This is a genomic window from Pseudomonas sp. SZ40 (assembly GCF_052958135.1).
Genome location: NZ_JBQWIF010000015.1, coordinates 1 through 19,548, shown reverse-complemented (window position 1 = coordinate 19,548; position 19,548 = coordinate 1). Strand labels below are relative to the sequence as shown.

The 19,548-nt window shown below is 60.8% G+C and carries 19 protein-coding genes and 2 pseudogenes; 8 read left to right on the top strand and 13 right to left on the bottom strand.

Annotation, left to right across the window (positions count from 1 at the left end; genetic code table 11):
* The first annotated feature begins 3 nt into the window (after positions 1-3).
* Positions 4-948, top strand: a complete 945-nt coding sequence (ispH, locus tag ACT9T4_RS13620; protein ID WP_042556315.1) for a 4-hydroxy-3-methylbut-2-enyl diphosphate reductase — start codon at positions 4-6, stop codon at positions 946-948.
* A 112-nt stretch (positions 949-1,060) separates the two neighbouring features.
* On the opposite strand, the pseudogene ACT9T4_RS13615 reads toward ispH, so the two are convergent.
* The 7 genes and pseudogenes from ACT9T4_RS13615 to ACT9T4_RS13585 form a co-directional block, all read right to left on the bottom strand.
* A pseudogene (locus ACT9T4_RS13615) lies at positions 1,061-2,064 on the bottom strand (DNA/RNA helicase domain-containing protein); the annotation flags it as partial.
* 275 nt (positions 2,065-2,339) lie between these two features.
* Positions 2,340-3,404, bottom strand: coding sequence for a type II toxin-antitoxin system antitoxin DNA ADP-ribosyl glycohydrolase DarG (darG, locus tag ACT9T4_RS13610; RefSeq protein WP_499117473.1), 1,065 nt, complete (start codon positions 3,402-3,404; stop codon positions 2,340-2,342).
* Entirely contained in the window at positions 3,404-4,045 is a 642-nt protein-coding gene (gene darT / locus ACT9T4_RS13605; protein ID WP_499117470.1) for a type II toxin-antitoxin system toxin DNA ADP-ribosyl transferase DarT, read from the bottom strand. Before darT ends, darG begins: the two co-directional genes overlap by 1 nt.
* A complete protein-coding gene (locus ACT9T4_RS13600) occupies positions 4,042-4,614 on the bottom strand; it encodes a DarT ssDNA thymidine ADP-ribosyltransferase family protein (RefSeq protein ID WP_499117468.1) in 573 nt (190 codons plus the stop codon). The genes darT and ACT9T4_RS13600 overlap by 4 nt, the downstream gene beginning before the upstream one ends.
* A gap of 527 nt (positions 4,615-5,141) precedes the next feature.
* Positions 5,142-6,207: pseudogene (locus ACT9T4_RS13595) on the bottom strand (tyrosine-type recombinase/integrase); the annotation flags it as partial.
* 186 nt (positions 6,208-6,393) lie between these two features.
* Complete coding sequence (gene ppa / locus ACT9T4_RS13590) at positions 6,394-6,921, bottom strand: inorganic diphosphatase (protein WP_042556316.1); 528 nt, start codon at positions 6,919-6,921, stop codon at positions 6,394-6,396.
* A gap of 37 nt (positions 6,922-6,958) precedes the next feature.
* A complete protein-coding gene (locus ACT9T4_RS13585) occupies positions 6,959-7,828 on the bottom strand; it encodes a M90 family metallopeptidase (RefSeq protein ID WP_042556317.1) in 870 nt (289 codons plus the stop codon).
* Between the two features lie 253 nt (positions 7,829-8,081).
* Here ACT9T4_RS13585 and mpl point away from each other — a divergent pair, with 253 nt between their 5' ends.
* The 3 genes from mpl to ACT9T4_RS13570 are packed head-to-tail and all read left to right on the top strand — an operon-like array spanning position 8,082 to position 10,355.
* On the top strand, positions 8,082-9,434 hold the full coding sequence (mpl, locus tag ACT9T4_RS13580; protein ID WP_499117465.1) for a UDP-N-acetylmuramate:L-alanyl-gamma-D-glutamyl-meso-diaminopimelate ligase: 1,353 nt from the start codon (positions 8,082-8,084) through the stop codon (positions 9,432-9,434).
* A gap of 2 nt (positions 9,435-9,436) precedes the next feature.
* Entirely contained in the window at positions 9,437-10,069 is a 633-nt protein-coding gene (ubiX, locus tag ACT9T4_RS13575) for a flavin prenyltransferase UbiX (protein ID WP_179540106.1), read from the top strand.
* On the top strand, positions 10,062-10,355 hold the full coding sequence (locus ACT9T4_RS13570; RefSeq protein ID WP_499117463.1) for a YceK/YidQ family lipoprotein: 294 nt from the start codon (positions 10,062-10,064) through the stop codon (positions 10,353-10,355). Before ubiX ends, ACT9T4_RS13570 begins: the two co-directional genes overlap by 8 nt.
* Before the next feature lie 90 nt (positions 10,356-10,445).
* On the opposite strand, the gene ACT9T4_RS13565 is transcribed toward ACT9T4_RS13570, so the two are convergent.
* The 5 genes from ACT9T4_RS13565 to ACT9T4_RS13545 all read right to left on the bottom strand — a co-directional run bounded on the left by ACT9T4_RS13565 (position 10,446) and on the right by ACT9T4_RS13545 (position 14,238).
* Positions 10,446-11,378, bottom strand: coding sequence for a 2-hydroxyacid dehydrogenase (locus ACT9T4_RS13565; RefSeq protein WP_499117461.1), 933 nt, complete (start codon positions 11,376-11,378; stop codon positions 10,446-10,448).
* A gap of 13 nt (positions 11,379-11,391) precedes the next feature.
* Positions 11,392-11,886: a YbaK/EbsC family protein gene (locus tag ACT9T4_RS13560; RefSeq protein WP_042556322.1), complete on the bottom strand. Its 495-nt coding sequence runs from the start codon at positions 11,884-11,886 to the stop codon at positions 11,392-11,394.
* Positions 11,887-11,945: 59 nt separating this feature from the next.
* Positions 11,946-12,533, bottom strand: a complete 588-nt coding sequence (locus ACT9T4_RS13555; protein WP_499117459.1) for an IMPACT family protein — start codon at positions 12,531-12,533, stop codon at positions 11,946-11,948.
* Positions 12,533-13,192 (bottom strand): TetR/AcrR family transcriptional regulator, encoded by a 660-nt coding sequence (locus tag ACT9T4_RS13550; RefSeq protein ID WP_042556324.1) that lies wholly within the window; start codon positions 13,190-13,192, stop codon positions 12,533-12,535. Before ACT9T4_RS13550 ends, ACT9T4_RS13555 begins: the two co-directional genes overlap by 1 nt.
* Before the next feature lie 122 nt (positions 13,193-13,314).
* Complete coding sequence (locus ACT9T4_RS13545) at positions 13,315-14,238, bottom strand: aldo/keto reductase (protein ID WP_499117456.1); 924 nt, start codon at positions 14,236-14,238, stop codon at positions 13,315-13,317.
* 221 nt (positions 14,239-14,459) lie between these two features.
* Between ACT9T4_RS13545 and ACT9T4_RS13540 the strand changes: the two genes are divergently transcribed.
* On the top strand, positions 14,460-14,816 hold the full coding sequence (locus ACT9T4_RS13540) for a hypothetical protein (protein ID WP_499117454.1): 357 nt from the start codon (positions 14,460-14,462) through the stop codon (positions 14,814-14,816).
* Positions 14,817-14,999: 183 nt separating this feature from the next.
* Here ACT9T4_RS13540 and ACT9T4_RS13535 read toward each other — a convergent pair whose 3' ends face one another.
* A complete protein-coding gene (locus ACT9T4_RS13535) occupies positions 15,000-15,920 on the bottom strand; it encodes a LysR family transcriptional regulator (RefSeq protein WP_499117452.1) in 921 nt (306 codons plus the stop codon).
* 128 nt (positions 15,921-16,048) lie between these two features.
* Between ACT9T4_RS13535 and aptA the strand changes: the two genes are divergently transcribed.
* From aptA to ACT9T4_RS13520, 3 genes are all read left to right on the top strand, one after another.
* The gene (gene aptA / locus ACT9T4_RS13530; protein ID WP_499117450.1) at positions 16,049-17,395 is read left to right on the top strand and encodes an omega-aminotransferase AptA; all 1,347 of its coding nucleotides are present in this window, start codon (positions 16,049-16,051) and stop codon (positions 17,393-17,395) included.
* On the top strand, positions 17,395-17,688 hold the full coding sequence (locus ACT9T4_RS13525) for a cupin domain-containing protein (RefSeq protein WP_042556329.1): 294 nt from the start codon (positions 17,395-17,397) through the stop codon (positions 17,686-17,688). Before aptA ends, ACT9T4_RS13525 begins: the two co-directional genes overlap by 1 nt.
* A 95-nt stretch (positions 17,689-17,783) precedes the next feature.
* On the top strand, positions 17,784-19,283 hold the full coding sequence (locus ACT9T4_RS13520) for a CoA-acylating methylmalonate-semialdehyde dehydrogenase (RefSeq protein ID WP_499117447.1): 1,500 nt from the start codon (positions 17,784-17,786) through the stop codon (positions 19,281-19,283).
* The last annotated feature ends 265 nt before the right edge of the window (positions 19,284-19,548 follow it).

Genomic DNA, 19,548 nt, shown 5'->3' with positions numbered 1-19,548 from the left:
GCCATGCATATCAAACTCGCCAATCCCCGCGGTTTCTGCGCCGGTGTCGACCGCGCCATCGAGATCGTCAACCGTGCCCTCGAGGTGTTCGGTCCGCCGATCTACGTGCGTCACGAAGTGGTGCACAACAAGTTCGTGGTCGAGGATCTGCGTTCTCGCGGCGCGATTTTCGTCGAAGAGCTGGATCAGGTGCCCGATGACGTCATCGTCATCTTCAGCGCCCACGGCGTATCCCAGGCCGTGCGCAACGAAGCCACCAACCGTGGTCTGAAAGTGTTCGACGCCACCTGCCCGCTGGTCACCAAGGTGCATCTGGAAGTGGTGCGCTACAGCCGTGACGGCCGCGAGTGCATTCTCATCGGCCACGCCGGTCACCCGGAAGTCGAAGGCACCATGGGCCAGTACGACGCCAGCAATGGCGGCGCCATCTACCTGGTAGAAGATGAAGAGGATGTCGCCAAGCTTCAGGTGCGCGACCCCGATTCGCTAGCTTTCGTGACCCAGACCACGCTGTCGATGGACGACACCAGCAAGGTCATCGATGCCCTGCGCACACGCTTCCCCAGTATCGGCGGCCCGCGCAAGGACGACATCTGCTACGCCACCCAAAACCGTCAGGATGCGGTCAAGCAACTGGCCGACGAGTGCGACGTCCTGCTGGTGGTCGGTAGCCCCAACAGCTCCAACTCCAATCGCCTGCGCGAGCTGGCCGAGCGCATGGGCACGCCTGCCTACCTGATCGACGGCGCCGAAGACCTCAAGCGCGAGTGGTTCGAAGGTGCCAAAGGCATCGGCATCACCGCCGGCGCGTCCGCTCCGGAAGTGCTGGTGCGCGGCGTGATCGACAAACTCGGCGAATGGGGCGCCAGCAACGTCCAGGAACTCGACGGTCGCCCCGAGAACGTGACTTTCTCCATGCCCAAGGAACTGCGCCTGAAAGCGGTGTAGTGCTGAGGCCGTGCAATCGAAGCCAGGGCATCTGCCCTGGTTTTTTTGTGGTTCAGCCTACATTTTTTTCGTGAGGCTGAACCCGAATAGTGACATCCAGCCCGCGCGGCCATTAGTCGTTGCTGTACCCGGCAAGTCGACTCTCAAAGTATTGAGCGGTCTCCTGATCTGTACAGTATAGGTGGCAGCCCTTCATCCCACGAGTCATCAATGTTCAATACGTGTTTTTGATGATCAGGTCTGTCTCTTGCTGCGCCATAGCAGGATCAACTTCTTCCAGCCACGAATTGATTTGTCGTGCTTGTCTCGCTCATGCGGCGACGTCACCACCTGCCCATCACGCACGACTAGATCCGGTCCGATGATTACTCCAACATAGTCAACTTCCAGCCCTTGGCAGGTGTGGATACAACCGGCCTGTTCAATGGAATTTTCAGCGATGATCCACAAGCTGCCATCCTGATCCAGATTCCATTGGTGTGCGTAGTCATTGCCGATAACGATGTCAGCGGCCTTGGAGTCTTTCTTGCTGAGCCAAGACCGGCAGTAACCCGCGACAACGCGAGCCTTGTTTCCGCGGTTTTTCTGCTCGATAGCCGCATGCATCGTCTGAGGGGAGTCGAACACCTTGAACTCATACTCGCTGGTATTGAGCAGCGGGTTGGCTATCGCGTGAATCCCCAATACGTCATCCAACCACGCCAGGTAGCCATCAGAACCACTGCAACGGAACTGGGAAGACAGTATGTATTCCTCCACGGTTGCGCCTTTGGCTTTGGCAAGGGCGCGGATAGCCTACTTGTTACCAATGTCGTTCAAGGTCACGCGCTGGTCTTTGTCGATGAAAAAATCGAGCATTTTGCTGATTCGATCAGCTAATTGATCTAGTTTTCACCCAGGTTTCCGTAAAGCCCGCTTTTCTCATTGAGCCTGTGGGCTCGTCAACGATGAGTGCGTCATACGTATTAGGCTCGGTATCGATGAAGGCTCCCGAACCGCAAAAAAGTTGGAGAGATGGCTACGTTTGACGGTGCAAACCAACTTGCTCTCGTACACCTTGCGTGGCGCAGCATTTTTTGAAGCATACTTGCTCAACAGCTTCAAGGATGTGAGCTGATCATGAAGCGGCGTAAGACTTTGCTTTCGCAACTGTTGCTTTGTTCTCGGCATACTAAGGCGTTTGACCAAAAGTCCACATTTGTTTGCTGACAGGATCTTGATTGACGAGACTAACCGCGTCGAGCCGGAGTTAACAAAAGGGAAGCTGCAAGGACCGCTAGGAGCCGGCCGATTGCGGCCACTCGGTGTTGATTAAAAACTAAAGGCCGGCGAGATCTCATGTAGGGGGGTCTCGCCATATGCCTGCCAAGTGATGACTAGGAGTAGTGAGTTTATATGGTGGTTAACCGCTCTATGGCGATTTCCAAGGACTTATCATCAAATAAACGACTCTTGCGTTCCCCAGCATCTGGTGTCGTTGCTTTCCATGAAGACAAGCCTTTGCGGACTTCTGTGACGTTCGGTTTAATTCCATCATTTACTAACAGCCAGTCCACCGAAGCTAGAAGCTCCATGCCATAGGGAGACTCAAAACCATCAATTAATTTTGATGTAAGCTCCAAAGCCGGCGCGTAAGCTTTACCTTCGCTTTTTAAATAGGCTTGAACGAATGTTTTGCGGCTTTCATCAAACCAGATAGCATCTAGCGGTCCCGCATCGCTTATTCGCTTACCGCAGTGCAGATAGCTTCCATCCAAATTATTTAGCAAATGTTGGAGTCGATTGGCATATGGCCCATATTTGTGTGCTGCAAATTTCAAGTTTAGAGGGTTCTCGCCGGGGCATAAGCGTTCTATTGCACGCTCTAAAAACCAGGCTAACTTTTGAATTTCTAGAAGGCTGCACTCCATGCCTAGTACCCAGTAGCGGCGCACTAGTTCGGCAATTAAAGCACGGGCTGGTGTCAGTTTTTCCACTCCACTGCGTTTGGCAACGTTTTGATATTGCTTAGTTGGCTCGAAGACAAGGATATCGGTTTCTAAATCCTTGAGTTGCACCTCGATCAGTTCTCGGACAACGTTCCACTCAAGTCCACCGTTACCCGCACCCAATGGCGGAATGGCGATTGACTTAACCTGCTGGTCGATCAAAAAATGACGGAGATCGTCTAGTCCTTCAGAAATCCAACTTATCTTGGAGGGAGAGCGCCAGTGTTGCTTTGTCGGAAAATTGATCACCCACCTCGGACCATCGAGCTCACGCACTTCTGTGATGAACATCTTACCCGTGTGCACCTGATTTGCTTTGCAAGCAGTTGCGTATAATCGGTAATTATCGGCAAAACGCTCCTTGAACATCAGCGCAATGCCTTTGCCCATCACGCCGACGGTGTTGACCGTATTGACGAGTGCTTCGACCTTAGCCTCAAGCAGGTTGCCTTGTGTGAACCTAATCATCAGAAATACCACCTTGCCCGGGCATGAACAGGTAGATCCAGTCCACGCTCCTTAATCCCCTTTTCAACGCGACGCTTTATTGCTTCTGTATAGCAGACAATCCCCAGAAGGCCCTCTACTGGCACATGGCCGTACACGAGGGCCTCGGCTTGATAGCGTTCCATTTTTTTAGGGTCGTCAGGGTCACGCTTAAAATCACGACGTTGAAGTACATCCCAATCGATTTGATCAAGTCGCTCAAGATCGCTGTAGTAGTCAGTCCAGTGAGGGTAAGCGTGTGCGTTTGTAAAAACGAAGGGTAGGCTTAGATTTTGAATGTGGTACAAACTGGACACAAGAATCACTATCTCTTCATTTTTACGTTGCTGCACACCCCATCCCGAATGAATGTTTTTCATCATCACTGAGAAAGGCGTGAAATAGAACGGCACATAATCGCCCAGCGTGCCTCCAGGAGCGATAGGTACGGCACGGTGACGACGCTTGCTGATTAAATCCGGATTGCCGATGCTGACGTAACTGGGCGACAGAATCCCCGACTCAGCGCAATGCAGCCCATTATCAAGCAGCCAAGGTAGGTTGTCACGGTGGACAATACGCCAAATCAGCGCTTTCTCCGGATTCAAATTCTTATAGATCATCGGGTAAACATTGCTCCGTTGACCTCAACCTCAAGTGAGAGCCTCAGCCCAGCTACTACGCGGGCTACGCTTTCTGCAACCTGATCTGAGGGCGCGTAAACCTTAAAAAACCACGTAGGCGGTACTGGATGTGGCGATAAACACTCCGCCATACAGACGCTTTTGCAGGTCGGATCAAGGTAATCGCGAAGGTTCATCACCTCCCAGTCTATCGCAGCCACCCCAGGCGTGTAGTCAAGCAATTGGATATTGCCGCTTGCCAAGGGATGGCATGGGACAACCTTCCAGTTCCCTCGCTGGGCCAATGCCCTTCTCACCGTAATTAACACGAATTGCGCGTTCGGTCGGTCACGTTGGACTCGACCATCGAAGGGGTTTCGAGCGAACCAGTGAAAGGGAACGTAATTCTCAAGCGCCAACGCTTGACGGTTGGTGATGATTTCTTGATCGGCGACATCTTGAAATTCTTGAAGCTGCGCTCGTGGCATCAAACCTCTCTCAAGAATCGATGGAATGTTAGTCACGCTCGTCAGGTGATAAAGCAGTTTTTGCTCTCGAATGTCAGGCATTAATTAGCTCCCTCTCATCAGGACATACGACAGTTGCGTCTTACACGATCATGCCATTTTGATATTACCTCGTCACTCTATAACCTTGCTCGTTGAAAGGGCATCTGTTAATGAAGCAGTGTCAGAGTGAAATAGCGTCCATCCCGTCCACTGACCAGTGCTATATCCGAACTCCTCTCAAAGCCAAACCGTTAAAACCCTCCCCACGTCATCCCGCCAAGAATGCTGAGTGTTATCAGGGATCAAGGTCCCTGCGACCCGTGGGGAATGTCCACTACGCGGGGCTGGAGGCTCCTTACGGCCGGGAGCAAGGGCATCTCATGATCTGGCCTCCTGAGCACCGATACCGCTGGGCGGGTGGAGGCTGCCCTGGCTGACGAGACCGGTACTGCGAGACCCTGAGTCGGTTGAAGGCAGTAATGCGATGACCGGGGCATGCATGACTATCAGTCAGGTGCAGTCCATTCCTTGGGCTGCGGCACCATCGTCGGCATCGCTGTTGCTGGTGACTGAGCTAATGCAAGCTAACAGATCTCTCGAGGGGCCTGCCCAGTCTCGGAATGTCGAGCGGAAGCCATGGCGCGTGATGTGTTCGTAGCCCAATTTTCGAAGTAGGCTGCGAATGCCGTTAGCGTGCATCACGCCGCTACGGCCGTTTCCAAGAAATAGGTATGGGCTTCGTACTCGAACTAGTGATATGCCTTTCACCAGTTTGACGACCTCAGGTGCGAGCGGATAGCGAGTGACTGGCGCGTCTTCATTCGCTCAGCCGGCAGCGACCATCGACCTGACTCCAGATCGAACTCGCCCCATTGAGCAAATCTCACCATGTGGCTACCTGCGCCGGTAAGGATCAAGAGTTGAGCTGCTAACGATGCGGCGTTGGGGCACTACGCAATGCCTGCATGAGCTCAGGTAGTTCCTGCCACGCGAGGGCAGGGTGATGAATACGCTTGCGAGCTTTCTTCTTCTCATTACGGCTGAGCAAATTTTCCAGATGGCCACGCCAGCAAGCAGGGTTTTCACCAGTTCGCAAGCCCTCGGGATTTAGCTGCGTCCAGAATTTGCTCTATTTGTCCGCTTACTTAGTCGGCGGTTCGTGTCTTGGTAGACCAGATCGGTTGCAGAGCTTTGAGAACTTGCTTGGTCTCGATCAAGTCTGCGGATAGTTTCCCTAAATAGGGAAAGGCATAGAGCTCGAGTTTGCGACACCAGCCCTTGCGCCATTTCTCCGACCAGCTCGACCCGTGGGCATCCCGGTAATCGTTCGCTAACATCTCGAAGGTTATTAGCTGTGCTTTCTCGCGCCGTTCAGCCTCTTTCTTCGCCGTTTGCTCAGCTTGGCGTTTCGCGAGCGGGTCATTCCCCTTCAGGATCTGAATGTGGTTTTCGTACGCCGCCGCACGGGCTTTCTTGAGATTGAGCAGGGGGCTAGCTACCCAACCCCATTTCCCGTCGCTTGCCATTCAGTTGGAAACGTAGAACCTAGGTTTTTCTACCGGTGGGTTTTACGAAAAGCCTGAGTCCATCACCGTCTTCATAGGTGCCTGGCTCAGTCAGATTCTCGACCTGTTTCGCGGTGAGCTTGCCTATGGCCCTTCCCTCTGTTCCCCCACTTTCGCGTGTAGCACAACGGATAAAAACGGAAGTCGCAAGACCAAACATAGGCCGAAACCTTTGATCTAGCGACGGCTTTCGCAGATTTCAGCAGATGAGAATCGCTTTCAAAAATACATAAAAAAGCCGGCTTGTGGCCGGCTTTCGTAAGGCAGGTTGTGCTTACTTTTGATAAGCAGCAGCCGCCTTGGTGATCTCGGCGCGGGCCGCTTCAGCGTTGCCCCAGCCTTCGACCTTGACCCATTTGCCTTTCTCGAGATCCTTGTAGTTCTCGAAGAAGTGCTTGATCTGCTCGATCAGCAGTGGGGGCAGGTCGGTGTATTCCTGAACGTCCTTGTAGATGGTGGTCAGCTTGTCGTGCGGTACGGCGATCAGTTTGGCGTCGCCACCGGCTTCGTCGGTCATGTGCAGCACGCCGACCGGACGGGCGCGGATCACCGAGCCTGGTGCTACCGGGTACGGGGTCACGACCAGCACGTCGAGGGGGTCACCGTCGTCGGCCAGGGTGTGCGGGATGAAACCGTAGTTGGCCGGGTAGAACATCGGGGTCGCCATGAAACGGTCGACGAACAGGCAGTCGGTGTCGTGATCGATTTCGTATTTGATCGGCGCGTGGTTGGCCGGGATTTCGATAGCGACGTAGATGTCATTCGGCAGGTCTTTACCGGCCGGAACCTTGCTGTAGCTCATGGGTGACTCCCTGATGTGGGCCAAAAAAGTGGCCGGATTATAGGTGGATTCCCGCGTCGTTGCCATTACAGCCATTGGTCGTATCCGGCTGAGCGGGGTTGGGTTCCTGATAGTCCGGGTGTTCGACCTGCAGGCGGCGTAAACGTGCCAGCGGATCCTGTCGATAGAACAGCCGCAACTGGGCGTAGACCGCTGGAAAGGCCTCGTCGAGCAGGTCGGGAGCGTTGAAGAAATATTCGCTGGTCACCGCGAAGAATTCGGCGGGGTTTTCGGCTGCGTAGGGGTCGATGGCGGTCTGCGCCTCCTCATCGGCGTCCAGTTCGGCATTCAGGCTGTCGAAGGCCTGCTGCATGGCGCTGGCCCATTGCTGAATATCCATATTGCTGTGCAGCGGCGGTAGACCGTTGGCGTCGCCGCCGAGCATGTCCAGCTTGTGTGCCAGTTCGTGGATCACCAGGTTGTAGCCTTCCCAGCCGCCGCTGGCCTGTACGCCGGGCCAGGCGAGGATCACCGGGCCCTGTTGCCAGGCTTCACCGCTGTGCTCGCCATCCCACTCATGTTCGATACCGCCGGAGTCGCGATGCCGTTGCGGGCTGACGAAGTCGTCCGGGTAGAGGATCACCTCGTGAAAGCCTTGGTACCAATTCAGCTCGGCCAGCCCGAGCAGCGGCAGTTCGGCCAGCGTCGCCAGGGCCAGGCGATCGTCGTTGTCGAGTTCGAGGCCGGGCAGGGTGGTCAGGTGTTTGTTGTGCAGGAACAGCACGGCGCGTTCGCGCAGGCGCTGCAGCTCCTCTTCGCCGAGCCCGTCGAGAATCGCCAGGCGCTGGCGCACGATGGCCCAGCTGCTGTCGCTGACAGGGTTGCGGGAGAGGATGCGCTTACGGCGCCAGGCGCTGAACGACCACATGACAAAAGCTCGATGGCAGGGTGGCGTCACCTTAAGCAGGCCATCCGCTTACCGCAAGCGCGCAGGCGTTACGCGCTGTTGAAGGGCCACGGCATGCCTGTTCGCCTGGCAGATGCACCTGGCAGCGCCACGCGACCGGGCTTGCGCGCCTGGGACGCCTGGCAGGCAGGATGCGGGGCGCCGCTGTGCTAATCTGCGGCCATGTTTTCATTCGGCTCGCCCGGCTTTCGGCGCGCCTGTTTTCGAGGTTTTCATGCATATCCACATTCTCGGCATCTGCGGTACGTTCATGGGGTCGCTGGCCGTGCTGGCCAAGGCGCTGGGCCATCGCGTCACCGGCTCCGATGCCAACGTCTATCCGCCCATGAGTACCCAGCTCGAGGCCCAGGGCATCGAGCTGATGCAGGGCTACGATCCCGCTCACCTGCAGCCGGCACCCGATCTGGTGGTGGTAGGCAATGCCATGAGCCGCGGCAACCCGGCGGTGGAGTACGTGCTCAACAAGGGGCTGCCCTACGTGTCCGGGCCGCAGTGGCTGGCCGACCATGTGCTGCAGGGCCGTTGGGTGATGGCAGTGGCCGGCACCCACGGCAAGACCAGCAGTTCGAGCATGCTCGCCTGGGTGCTCGAGCATGCGGGCATGGCGCCAGGCTTCCTGATCGGTGGCGTGCCGCAGAATTTCGGCATCTCCGCGCGTCTGGGCGATACGCCGTTCTTCGTGGTCGAAGCCGATGAATACGACAGTGCGTTCTTCGACAAGCGCAGCAAGTTCGTCCACTACCGCCCGCGTACCGCGATCCTCAACAACCTCGAGTTCGACCACGCGGATATTTTCCCGGATCTGGCGGCCATCGAGCGGCAGTTCCACCACCTGGTACGGATCATTCCCGGCGAAGGCCTGGTCATCCACCCGGCCAGCGAAACCGCGCTGACTCGGGTGATCGGCATGGGCTGCTGGACGCCCGTGCAGACCACTGGCGACGGTGGGCAGTGGCAGGCGCGCCTGCTGGCTGCCGACGGCTCGCGGTTCGAGGTGAGTTTCGATGGCAAGGTCGAGGGCGTGGTGGAGTGGGGGCTCACCGGCCAGCACAACGTCGCCAACGCCTTGGCCGTGCTGGCTGCCGCGCGGCATGTGGGTGTGGTGCCGGCGCTGGGCATCGAGGCGCTGGGACGTTTCATCAATGCCAAGCGGCGCATGGAAAAGGTCGCCGAGGTGAAGGGCGTGACCGTCTACGACGACTTCGCCCACCACCCGACCGCCATCGCCACCACCCTCGACGGCCTGCGCAAACGGGTTGGCGACGAGCAGGTCATCGCGATCATCGAGCCGCGTTCCAATTCCATGAAGCTCGGCGCCCATCGCGATGGCCTGGCGGAATCTGCCGAGCAGGCCGATGCGGTGTTCTGGTACGCGCCGCCGAATCTGGGCTGGGATCTGGCGGCTACCGTGGCTGGCGCTGCCAATCCGACTCAGGTCTGCGATTCGCTGGAGGCGATCATCGCTGGGGTCAAGGCGCTGGTGCGTCCCGGCACCCAGGTGGTGATCATGAGCAACGGTGGCTTCGGCGGCTTGCACGGCAAGCTGGCCGCGGCGCTGGAGGCATGAGCATGGCCGGACCGGAGCGCATCACTCTCGCCATGACCGGCGCCTCCGGCGCGCAGTATGGGTTGCGGCTGCTCGACTGCCTGGTGCGTGAGGACCGGGAAGTGCACTTCCTGATCTCCAAGGCCGCGCAGTTGGTGATGGCCACCGAGACGGACGTCAGCCTGCCGGCCAAGCCCCAGGCCATGCAGGCGTTTCTCACCGAATACACCGGTGCCACCGACGGGCAGATTCGTGTCTACGGCAAGGAAGACTGGATGGCCCCGGTGGCCTCCGGCTCCGGCGCGCCCTCGGCCATGGTGGTGGTGCCGTGCAGCACCGGCACCCTGTCGGCGATCGCCACCGGGGCCTGCAACAACCTGATCGAGCGTGCCGCCGACGTGGCTCTCAAGGAGCGCCGCCAGCTGATTCTGGTGCCCCGCGAGGCGCCGTACTCGAGCATTCATCTCGAACACATGCTCAAGCTTTCCAACCTTGGCGTGACCATCCTGCCGGCCTCGCCTGGTTTCTATCACCAGCCGCAGACCCTGGACGATCTGATCGACTTCGTCGTCGCGCGGATTCTCAACTGCTTGAATATCCCCCAGGACATGCTGCCGCGCTGGGGCGAGCAGCACCTCAACAGTGGCGATGAGTAAGCACGCGCTCTGCGCGGTCCTGCTGGCCTGCCTGCACGTGGGCGGCTGTGCCGCCGCGCGTACCCTGGACGCCGCCAAGCCCGGTGCGCCAGTGGTGTACGCCGGTACTCGGCTGGACTGGTACGCGCTGCAAGGCGGTTGCTGCCCGGTCGAGCGTTTCGGGGCCGAAGCGCCTGCCTATGCCGCGGTGGACCTGCCAGCCAGTGCCTTGCTCGATACCCTGCTGTTGCCGCTGTCGCTCGCCAAGGCCCTGGGTATTGGTTTGCAGGTCCGCGGTGGTGGGTAGGGCGCTTGTTGACCTCGTGACCGGATTCGATGGATGCGCCGTGGTTTTTGGCCGTAGGGTGGGCTTTAGCCCACCAATTGCGTCGCGCTATCAGATCGGCGTCAGCAGCGGCTCACCACGGAAATGCCGGTCGATATTGCCAAGGAACTGCGTTAGCGACTGCTCCAGCGCCTGGGGCGAGTTGCCGCCCACGTGCGGGGTGATGGTCAGGTTGTCGAGGTCGAGCAGTTCACTGGGCGGCAGCGGCTCGCTTTCGTAGACATCCAGCGCCGCGGAACGGATGCGTTTTTCGCGCAGTGCACGGCCCAGCGCGGCGGTGTCCACCACGCTGCCGCGCGCCACGTTGACCAAGTAACCCTGCGGCCCCAGGGCGTCGAGCACCTCGGCGTTGACCAGATGGAGGGTCGAGGCGCCGCCAGGAATAGCCACCACCAGGCAGTCGCTCCAGCGCGCCAGTTCCAGGGCGCTGGCGAAGTAGCGGTGTGGGCTGTCCGCTTTGGCCGAGCGGTTGTGATAGCCCACCGGCATGTCGAAGGCCGCTGCGCGGCGGGCGAGTTTTTCGCCGATGGCGCCGAGGCCGAGAATGCCCAGGCGCTTGCCGCACACGCCATCGGTCATCGGCAGCGCATCGCGCCAGATGCCGGCGCGGCAGGCGACGTCCAGCCGCCGCACATCGCGAATGGCAGCCAGCAGCAGGGCCATGGCGTGATCGGCGACGCAATCGGCGTTGCTGCCGGCGCCATTGCTCATGGCGATGCCACGGGCGCGGGCGGCCTCCAGGTCGACCTTTTCATAGCCCACGCCAAGGGTGCCGACGAAGCCCAGTTTCGGCAGGCGGGCGATTTCTTCGCCGGTCAGGCCGATGGTGCCGATGGTCAGTACCGCCTGCACGCTGTCGGCGTGCTCCGAGATGGCCGCTTCCCGCGCTGCAGCATTGGGCGCATGGGTTACTTCGAAGCGCTCGGCGATACGCGCCAGGCTGGCCTCGCTGAGCGGGTTGAGAATCAGCAGGTGCGGTTTCATGGTTTCTCCAGTTTCAGGGGGCCGCGACTTCGCGGTTTTCAACGGGCAGCGACTGGCACACGTCCACCCACTCGGCTTCGACCAGCTCGGCCATGCGCGCCGGGGCGATGCGCACCGCGCTGTGGATAGATCCCGCAGCCGGCACCACTTCCTCGAACGCGCGCAGCGACACATCGCAATACACCGGCAGTGGCGTGGCGAGGCCGAACGGGCAGACGCCGCCGACTGGGTGGCTGGTCAGGGCGAGTACCGTGTCGGCATCGAGCATCTTGGCCTTGCTGCCGAAGGTTTCCTTGATCTTGCGGTTATCGATGCGCGCATCGCCGCGGGCGACGATCAGCAGAGTGCGCTCGCCCATGCGAAAGGCCAGGGTCTTGGCGATCTGCCCGGGCTCCACGCCGTGGGCCTCGGCGGCCAGGGCCACGGTAGCGGTGCTGGTGTCGAGTTCGATGACGTGCAGGTCGGGCGCCTTCTCGGCGAAGAAGGCGCGAACGGATTGCAGGCTCATGGGGCGGCTCCCGGTGCAAAGCCACAACCATGTCGCGTCATGCGCGGCGAGGTCAAGCCTCAGCCAGGCAATTGCAGGCGGCTGCGCCCGCGGCTGATGTCGGCGAGCAGGAGCTGCAGGTCGTCGATGTGCGCCTGCGGCACGGCCAGTTGCAGCTCGGCGCCTTGGGCGTCGAAGGTTTCCTGCTCCAATACCGCATCGAACTCGGCCAGGCGCGACTTGAGCAACGCCAGCTCGGCGAACCCGCAATGGCAGAAGCAGGAGAGCCGCGCGACCTGCTCCTGGCGTTCGGCGTTCTGCAGGCATTTGTTGGCGCTGCCGCCATAGGCGCGGGCCAGGCCGCCGGTGCCGAGTTGGATGCCGCCGTACCAGCGCGTCACCACCACCGCCACGCCATCGAACCCTTGAGCCTCGATGGCGGCGAGGATTGGCCGACCTGCGGTGCCACCAGGCTCGCCGTCGTCGCTGAATCGATACTGTTGGCCGAGCTTCCAGGCCCAGCAGTTGTGCGATGCGCTCGGGTCGCTGAGCTGCTCGATTAGCGCCTGAGCGTCCGCTGCATCCTTGATGGCGCGGGCCTGGGCGAGAAAGCGGCTCTTGCGGATTTCCTCGCGGTAGTCGCAAGGAGCGAGTAACAGAAAGGCCATCAGACGCTCGGTTTCAGTCCGCAGCCCTTGAGGATGATGCGCACCAGGTTATCGGCAGCGGCCTGGTAATCCTGCTTGGTCAGGCGCGAGCGGCCACTGACACGGCAGATCTCGGAGGCGAAGTCGGCGTAATGCTGGGTGCTGCCCCAGAGCAGGAAAATCAGGTGCATGGGGTCCACCGCATCCATCTTGCCGGCGGTGATCCAGCTTTCGAAGACGGCCGCGCGCTCGCGAAACCAGCTCTGGTGGTCCTTGCCGAAATGCTGCGACAGGCACACACCGCCGCTGATCACCTCCATGGCGAAGATGCGCGAGGCCTTGGGGTAGCGGCGCGAGTACTCCATCTTGGCGCGGATGTAGCGCTCGAGGGCCTCGGCCGGGTCATCCTCGGCACGCAGGTTGCTGAAGGCGCTGTCCCACAGCGTGAGGATGTTGTTCAGCACCGCCAGGTACAGGCCCTGCTTGCTGCTGAAGTAATAATGCAGGTTGGCCTTGGGCAGGCCCACCGCCTGGGCGATGGTGTTCATGCTGGTGCCCTTGAAGCCGTGCCGGGCGAACTCGTCTTCGGCGGCGGCGATGATCGCTTCTACGTTCTTCTGCCGAATCCGGCCATTCGGCTTGCCGGAGGTGGCGCTAGGGGCGAGGGCGTCGAGGGACATCGGAGGCTTCCGTTCTGTTCAGGGGGCACAGCGCAAGAACAGATACTCCAGAACCCGCCGACGTGACAAGCGCTGGTCGCTGAAAATATCTGGCCGGTCTCACTGCCGGCCACTGTATCCGCTCAACTGAAGGCCTGGACGATGCGCTCACGCAGCTCGGCATTGGGCAGCCGACCCTGACCTGCCTTGAGGTTATCGACCACATAGCGCGGGTTCGAGGTGGCCGGAATCACCGCGGTAACCGCTTCGTTGACGAGGATGAACTTGAGCAGCAACTGCGCCCAGGACGTTGCATCCACCTCGTTGGCCCACTCCGGCAGCGGCTTGCCTTTCACCCGGGCGAGCAGTTGCGCGCGCTGGAACGGACGGTTGATCAACGTGGCGATGCCGTGCTCGGCGCAGTAAGGCAGCAGGCGTTTCTCGGCGTTGCGCTCGCCCACCGAATAGTTGAACTGGACGAAATCGACCTTCTCCTTGGCCAGCACCTCCAGCAGGTCGTCGTGGGCCGACTCGATGTAATGGGTGATGCCGATGTAGAGCACCTTGCCTTGTTCGCGCAGCTCACGGGCCAATGCCAACTGCGTGGTGGTGTCCTGCAGGTTGTGCACCTGCAGCAGGTCCATCTTGTCGGTCTGCAAGGCTTTCAGGCTCGCCTCGAACTGCGCCAGGCCGCGCTCGCGTCCGCTGCTCGACAGCTTGGAGGCGAGAAATGCCTTGCCCTGAGTCTTGGTGCGCTTGAGCAGCTCGCCGGTCACCGCCTCGGCGGCGCCGTAACTGGGCGCGGTATCGATCAGCGTGGCGCCGCCATTGATGAAGGCTCGCACCACCTCGTCCAGTGGTTTCAGGCTGGCGTCGTCGAGGCTTACGTTGAAGGTTTGCGACGTGCCCAGGCCGATCACCGGCAGTGCCTCGCCACTCGACGGAATCTTGCGCTGCAGCAGCGGGGCCGGGTTGGCCGCGAACGCGAAGCCCGGCAACAACTGGCTGCCGGCCGCGAGGGTCATCAGAGCAGCGCTGCCCTGCAGGAAATGGCGACGATTGGGCATGGCATGCTCCAGAGGCTGGTTGAAGAGACAATGGCTTGAGACTAGACGCCCAGCCCAAGGGAGTATCGACAGCCTGTTACCGGGTATGTCGCTAGCGGCTGGCCGGCGAAGAGGGAACCAACCTTCGCGAGGGCCATCACAGCAGAGCCCATGAGCTTCTCCGATGCGCCTGGAATGTTCAGGGCGCCTGCCCGAACCGTTGCCGAAGGACCCTGCAACCCGTGTTGTCTCGCCACTCGCTATTACCCGTATTTACTCTACTGACGCTACTCGGCGGTTGTACCCAGTACCGCGAAGTGCCGCCGCAAACTGCCGAAGGCCAGGCCTGCGTTCAGCAGTGCAACGAAACGCAGCGGGCCTGTGAACGCCGTGAGGATCAGGCCTACCAAGGCTTCAAAGTCATCCACGACAGCCAGAACCAGAGCTACCAGAACTGCCTGCACACCACCGAAGATCCCAATCTCAAGACCCTGTGCCCGAAGCCCACGGCAATCGACGGGCCTGACTACCGAACCTGCTCGCAGGTCTACAAGAACTGCTTCGTCAAATGTGGCGGCAGTTACCAGAAGATCGAGTAAGCGCTGCATGGCAGGGTGGTGGCGATAGCCGCCGTTCGTAGTCGGGGACCAATTGGTGGGCTAAAGCCCACCCTACGGCTAGGTGCGCGGCTGTAGGGTGGGCTTCAGCCCACCAAATCGAAGGTCCGCTATCGCCTTATAGCAGCCAATTCAAACACGCCTCTAATTGATCGAAACGACCATTCAGGCGCTCGCCGCCAGCTCTTCGAGAAAGGTCTCCAGCACCAGGTGCGGGCGGCGGCCCTTGCGGGTGACCGAGGCCAGGTTGATGTCGTAGAAGCGCGTATCGGCTTTCAGTGCACGCAGGCGGCCTTCCTTGATCCAGGCGGCGGCGTAGTGATCCGGCAGGTAGCCAATATAGCGCCCGGTGAGGATCAGAAAGGCCATGCCTTCGCGATCCGAGGCGCTGGCCGTGCAATTCAGGGCCTGGTAGTGGTTCTGGATGTCCGGCGGCAGGCGAAAGGTCGGGGCGATGGCATGCTGGGCATTGAGGCGTTCGTCGGGCAGCTCCCGGTCATCCACATAGAACAGCGGGTGGCCGACCGCGCAGTAGAGCAGCGAGCGCTCGTCGTAAAGCGGCTGGTAATCGAGGCCGGACAGGCCACCGACCATGGGCACCACGCCCACGTGCAGGCGCCCGTCGAGCACGCCCTGTTCGACCTCGCTGGGCGGCGTCATGCGGATATGCACGTGCACGTCCGGGCCGCGATCCTTGAGGCGGGCGAGGGCGCTGGTGATGCGCATGTGCGGCACCGTCACCAGGTTGTCGGTCAGGCCGATATTCAGCTCGCCGCGCAGGTGCTGATGCAGGCCATTGACCTCGGTACGAAAGCTTTCCAGCGCCGCCAGCAACTGCTGGGTCGACTGGTACACCTCGCGACCCTCTTCGGTCAGTGCGAAGCCGGCGCGGCCGCGCTGGCACAGGCGCAGGCCGAGGCGTTGCTCCAGGTCGCTCATCTGCTGGCTGATCGCCGAGCGACCGATGCCCAGCGCGCTCTCCGCAGCGGAAAAACCGCCGCACTCGACCACGCTGCGAAACAGCTTGAGCAGGCGGATATCGAAATCGCTGACCTGGGCCAGGGGCTCCGGGCGTCGAACGCTCATTGTTTAGTCACCGCTGAACTGAGGATAAGAAGAGTCGGGTTTGAGTGACTTTATGCCTGTGGCACCTTTTCAGGCAACCGATACGCTTCTATCCATCTTCACGAAAACGCCATTACGAGGCTGACTCCATGAACATGCCGCAGACCGCCACGCCGCACCTGGCCAGCCAGCTCAAGTTGGACGCCCACTGGATGCCGTTTTCCGCCAACCGCAGCTTTCAGCGCGACCCGCGGATCATCGTCAGCGCCGAAGGCTCCTGGCTGACCGACGACTCCGGTCGCAAGGTCTACGACAGCCTGTCCGGCCTGTGGACTTGCGGCGCCGGTCATTGCCGCAAGGAGATTCAGGAGGCCGTGGCCAAGCAGCTCGGCACCCTCGATTACTCGCCCGGTTTTCAGTACGCCCACCCGCTGTCCTTCAAGCTGGCCGAGGAAGTCGCCGACCTGATGCCGGGCGACCTCAACCACGTGTTCTTCACCGGCTCCGGCTCCGAGTGCGCCGATACCGCCGTGAAGATGGCCAAGGCCTACTGGCGCCTGAAGGGGCAGGCCAGCAAGACCCGCATGATCGGCCGTGCCCGTGGGTACCACGGCGTCAACATCGCCGGCACCGCGCTCGGCGGCATTGGCGGCAACCGCAAGATGTACGGCCAGTTGATGGATGTGGACCACCTGCCGCACACCCTGCAGCCAGGCATGGCCTTCACCAAGGGTGCGGCCGAGACCGGCGGCGTCGAACTGGCCAACGAGATGCTCAAGCTGATCGAACTGCATGACGCCTCCAACATCGCCGCGGTGATCGTCGAGCCGATGTCCGGTTCGGCCGGTGTCATCGTGCCGCCTGCCGGTTATCTGCAGCGCCTGCGCGAGATCTGCACCCAGCACAACATCCTGCTGATCTTCGACGAGGTGATCACCGCCTTCGGGCGCATGGGCAAATGGACCGGCGCCGAGTACTTCGGCGTCACCCCGGACATCGTCAACGTCGCCAAGCAGATCACCAACGGCGCTGTGCCCATGGGCGCGGTGATCGCCACCCGCGAGATCTACCAGACCTTCATGGGCCAGCCGACGCCCGAGCACATGATCGAATTCACCCACGGTTACACCTACTCAGCCCACCCGGTAGCCTGCGCCGCTGGCCTGGCTTCCCTGGAGTTGCTCAAACGCGAGAACCTGGTGCAGCAGTCCGCCGAGCTGGCGCCCAAGTTCGAGAGCGCCATCCATGGCCTCAAGGGCGCCAAGCACATCGTCGACATCCGCAACTGCGGCCTCGCTGGCGCGATCCAGCTGGCGCCCCGTGATGGCGACCCGTCGATCCGTCCCTTCGAGGCCGGTGTGGCACTGTGGAAAGCCGGCTTCTATGTCCGTTTCGGCGGCGACGGCCTGCAGTTCGGGCCGATGTTCAACGCCAAGATCGAAGACCTCGACCGCGTGTTCAGCGCCGTGGGCGATGTCCTGCAAAGGATCGACTGATGGCTGTCCGGCAGCAGGCGGTAGCCACCGTGCAGGTGGATAACGACGAGGTGATCGTCACCGAATGGCGGTTCGCGCCGGGTACCGAAACCGGTCGCCACCGGCATGGTTACGATTACGTGGTGGTACCCATGACCGACGGCACGCTGCTGCTGGAAACCCCGGAGGGCGACAAGCACGCCCCGCTGGTGGCCGGGCAGAGCTACTTCCGCAAGGCGGGGGTGGAACACAACGTGATCAACGCCAGCGACCATGAAGTGGTCTTCGTCGAAACCGAAATCAAAGCGCATTGAACCCATTTCTGTAGGAGCCGGCTTGCCGGCGATGCTTGCAGGATTGATCGCCGGCAAGCCAGCTCCTACGCAACGTCTCCAATCGAGGAAGCTCCATGACCACCATCCAGCACCTGATCCACGGCGAACTCACCGACGGCCAGGGCGGCCGCAGCGCCGAGGTCTTCAACCCCGCTACCGGTGAAGCGGTACGTCGCGTCGCCCTGGCCGATGTGGCCACCGTGCAGCAGGCCATCGACTCCGCCAAGGAGGCGTTCCCGGCCTGGCGCAACACGCCGCCGGCCAAGCGCGCTCAGGTCATGTTCCGCTTCAAGCAACTGCTCGAGCAGCACGAGAACGCCATCGCCAAACTGATCAGCGAAGAGCACGGCAAGACCGTCGAAGACGCTGCCGGCGAACTCAAGCGCGGTATCGAGAACGTCGAATACGCCTGCTCTGCGCCGGAAATCCTCAAGGGTGAATACACCCGCAACGTCGGCCCCAACATCGACGCCTGGAGCGACTTCCAGCCGGTGGGCGTGGTCGCTGGCATCACCCCGTTCAACTTCCCGGCCATGGTGCCGCTGTGGATGTATCCGCTGGCCATCGTCTGCGGCAACTGCTTCATCCTCAAACCCTCCGAGCGCGACCCCAGCTCCACCCTGTACATCGCCCAGTTGCTCCACGAAGCCGGCCTGCCCAAAGGCGTGCTCAACGTCGTGCACGGCGACAAGACCGCAGTGGATGCATTGATCCAGGCGCCCGAGGTCAAGGCCCTGAGCTTCGTCGGCTCCACGCCCATCGCCGAATACATCTACGCCGAAGGCAGCAAACGCGGCAAACGCGTACAGGCCCTGGGTGGCGCCAAGAACCACGCGGTGTTGATGCCCGATGCCGACCTGGACAACGCCGTCAGCGCACTGATGGGCGCCGCCTATGGCTCCTGCGGCGAGCGTTGCATGGCCATCTCCGTGGCCGTGTGCGTGGGCGACCAGATCGCCGATGCGCTGGTCGACAAAATCGTCCCGCAGATCAAGGCCCTGAAGATCGGCGCCGGCACCCAATGCGGCCTGGACATGGGCCCGCTGGTCACCGCCGCGGCGAAGGACAAGGTCACCGGCTATATCGAGGCTGGCGTGCAGGCGGGTGCCGAGCTGGTGGTGGATGGCCGTGGCCTGAGCGTGTCCGGCAATGAAAACGGCTTCTTCCTAGGCGGCAGCCTGTTCGACCGGGTGACGGCGGACATGACCATCTACACCGACGAGATCTTCGGCCCGGTGCTGTGCATCGTCCGCGTCGACAGCCTGGAAGCGGCCATGCAACTGATCAACGATCACGAGTACGGCAACGGCACCTGCATCTTCACCCGAGACGGCGAAGCGGCGCGGCTGTTCTGCGACGAGATCGAAGTCGGCATGGTCGGCGTCAACGTACCGCTGCCGGTACCGGTGGCCTACCACAGCTTCGGCGGCTGGAAGCGCTCGCTGTTCGGCGACCTCCACGCCTACGGCCCCGACGGCGTGCGCTTCTACACCCGCCGTAAATCCATCACCCAGCGCTGGCCGCAGCGCAAGAGCCACGAGGCCGCGCAATTTGCGTTTCCGAGTAATAGCTGAGGGGATGTGAGGTAACGAAAAGGCCGATCAGTTGATCGGTCTTTTTGTTGGTGCCCGAGAAGTCCGCGTGCTGCCCATGCCTGTGCGAGGGGAACTGTGGGACAGCAACTTGTGGGAGCGGGCCATGCCCGCGAATCTCCATCGGCAGCAACACATGGTTTGCGGTTGGATATCGCACCCCGACGCCTGCCATCCATTCAAGGCTGTCCGCCTGGCCCTCTACACAACGATTCCGTTCGGCCTCCTGAAGGGGCGAGTGGCGTAT

Coding starts and splice junctions, on each gene's coding strand:
- ispH (WP_042556315.1), top strand. CDS start 4: ATGCATATCAAACTCGCCAATCCCCGCGGTTTCTGCGCCGGTGTCGAC.
- ACT9T4_RS13570 (WP_499117463.1), top strand. CDS start 10,062: ATGAGTAAGCACGCGCTCTGCGCGGTCCTGCTGGCCTGCCTGCACGTG.
- ACT9T4_RS13535 (WP_499117452.1), bottom strand. CDS start 15,920: ATGAGCGTTCGACGCCCGGAGCCCCTGGCCCAGGTCAGCGATTTCGAT.
- ACT9T4_RS13565 (WP_499117461.1), bottom strand. CDS start 11,378: ATGAAACCGCACCTGCTGATTCTCAACCCGCTCAGCGAGGCCAGCCTG.
- ubiX (WP_179540106.1), top strand. CDS start 9,437: ATGGCCGGACCGGAGCGCATCACTCTCGCCATGACCGGCGCCTCCGGC.
- darT (WP_499117470.1), bottom strand. CDS start 4,045: ATGATCTATAAGAATTTGAATCCGGAGAAAGCGCTGATTTGGCGTATT.
- ACT9T4_RS13545 (WP_499117456.1), bottom strand. CDS start 14,238: ATGCCCAATCGTCGCCATTTCCTGCAGGGCAGCGCTGCTCTGATGACC.
- ACT9T4_RS13550 (WP_042556324.1), bottom strand. CDS start 13,192: ATGTCCCTCGACGCCCTCGCCCCTAGCGCCACCTCCGGCAAGCCGAAT.
- ppa (WP_042556316.1), bottom strand. CDS start 6,921: ATGAGCTACAGCAAGGTTCCGGCCGGTAAAGACCTGCCGAATGACATC.
- ACT9T4_RS13555 (WP_499117459.1), bottom strand. CDS start 12,533: ATGGCCTTTCTGTTACTCGCTCCTTGCGACTACCGCGAGGAAATCCGC.
- ACT9T4_RS13585 (WP_042556317.1), bottom strand. CDS start 7,828: ATGTGGTCGTTCAGCGCCTGGCGCCGTAAGCGCATCCTCTCCCGCAAC.
- aptA (WP_499117450.1), top strand. CDS start 16,049: ATGAACATGCCGCAGACCGCCACGCCGCACCTGGCCAGCCAGCTCAAG.
- darG (WP_499117473.1), bottom strand. CDS start 3,404: ATGATTAGGTTCACACAAGGCAACCTGCTTGAGGCTAAGGTCGAAGCA.
- ACT9T4_RS13520 (WP_499117447.1), top strand. CDS start 17,784: ATGACCACCATCCAGCACCTGATCCACGGCGAACTCACCGACGGCCAG.
- mpl (WP_499117465.1), top strand. CDS start 8,082: ATGCATATCCACATTCTCGGCATCTGCGGTACGTTCATGGGGTCGCTG.
- ACT9T4_RS13600 (WP_499117468.1), bottom strand. CDS start 4,614: ATGCCTGACATTCGAGAGCAAAAACTGCTTTATCACCTGACGAGCGTG.
- ACT9T4_RS13525 (WP_042556329.1), top strand. CDS start 17,395: ATGGCTGTCCGGCAGCAGGCGGTAGCCACCGTGCAGGTGGATAACGAC.
- ACT9T4_RS13560 (WP_042556322.1), bottom strand. CDS start 11,886: ATGAGCCTGCAATCCGTTCGCGCCTTCTTCGCCGAGAAGGCGCCCGAC.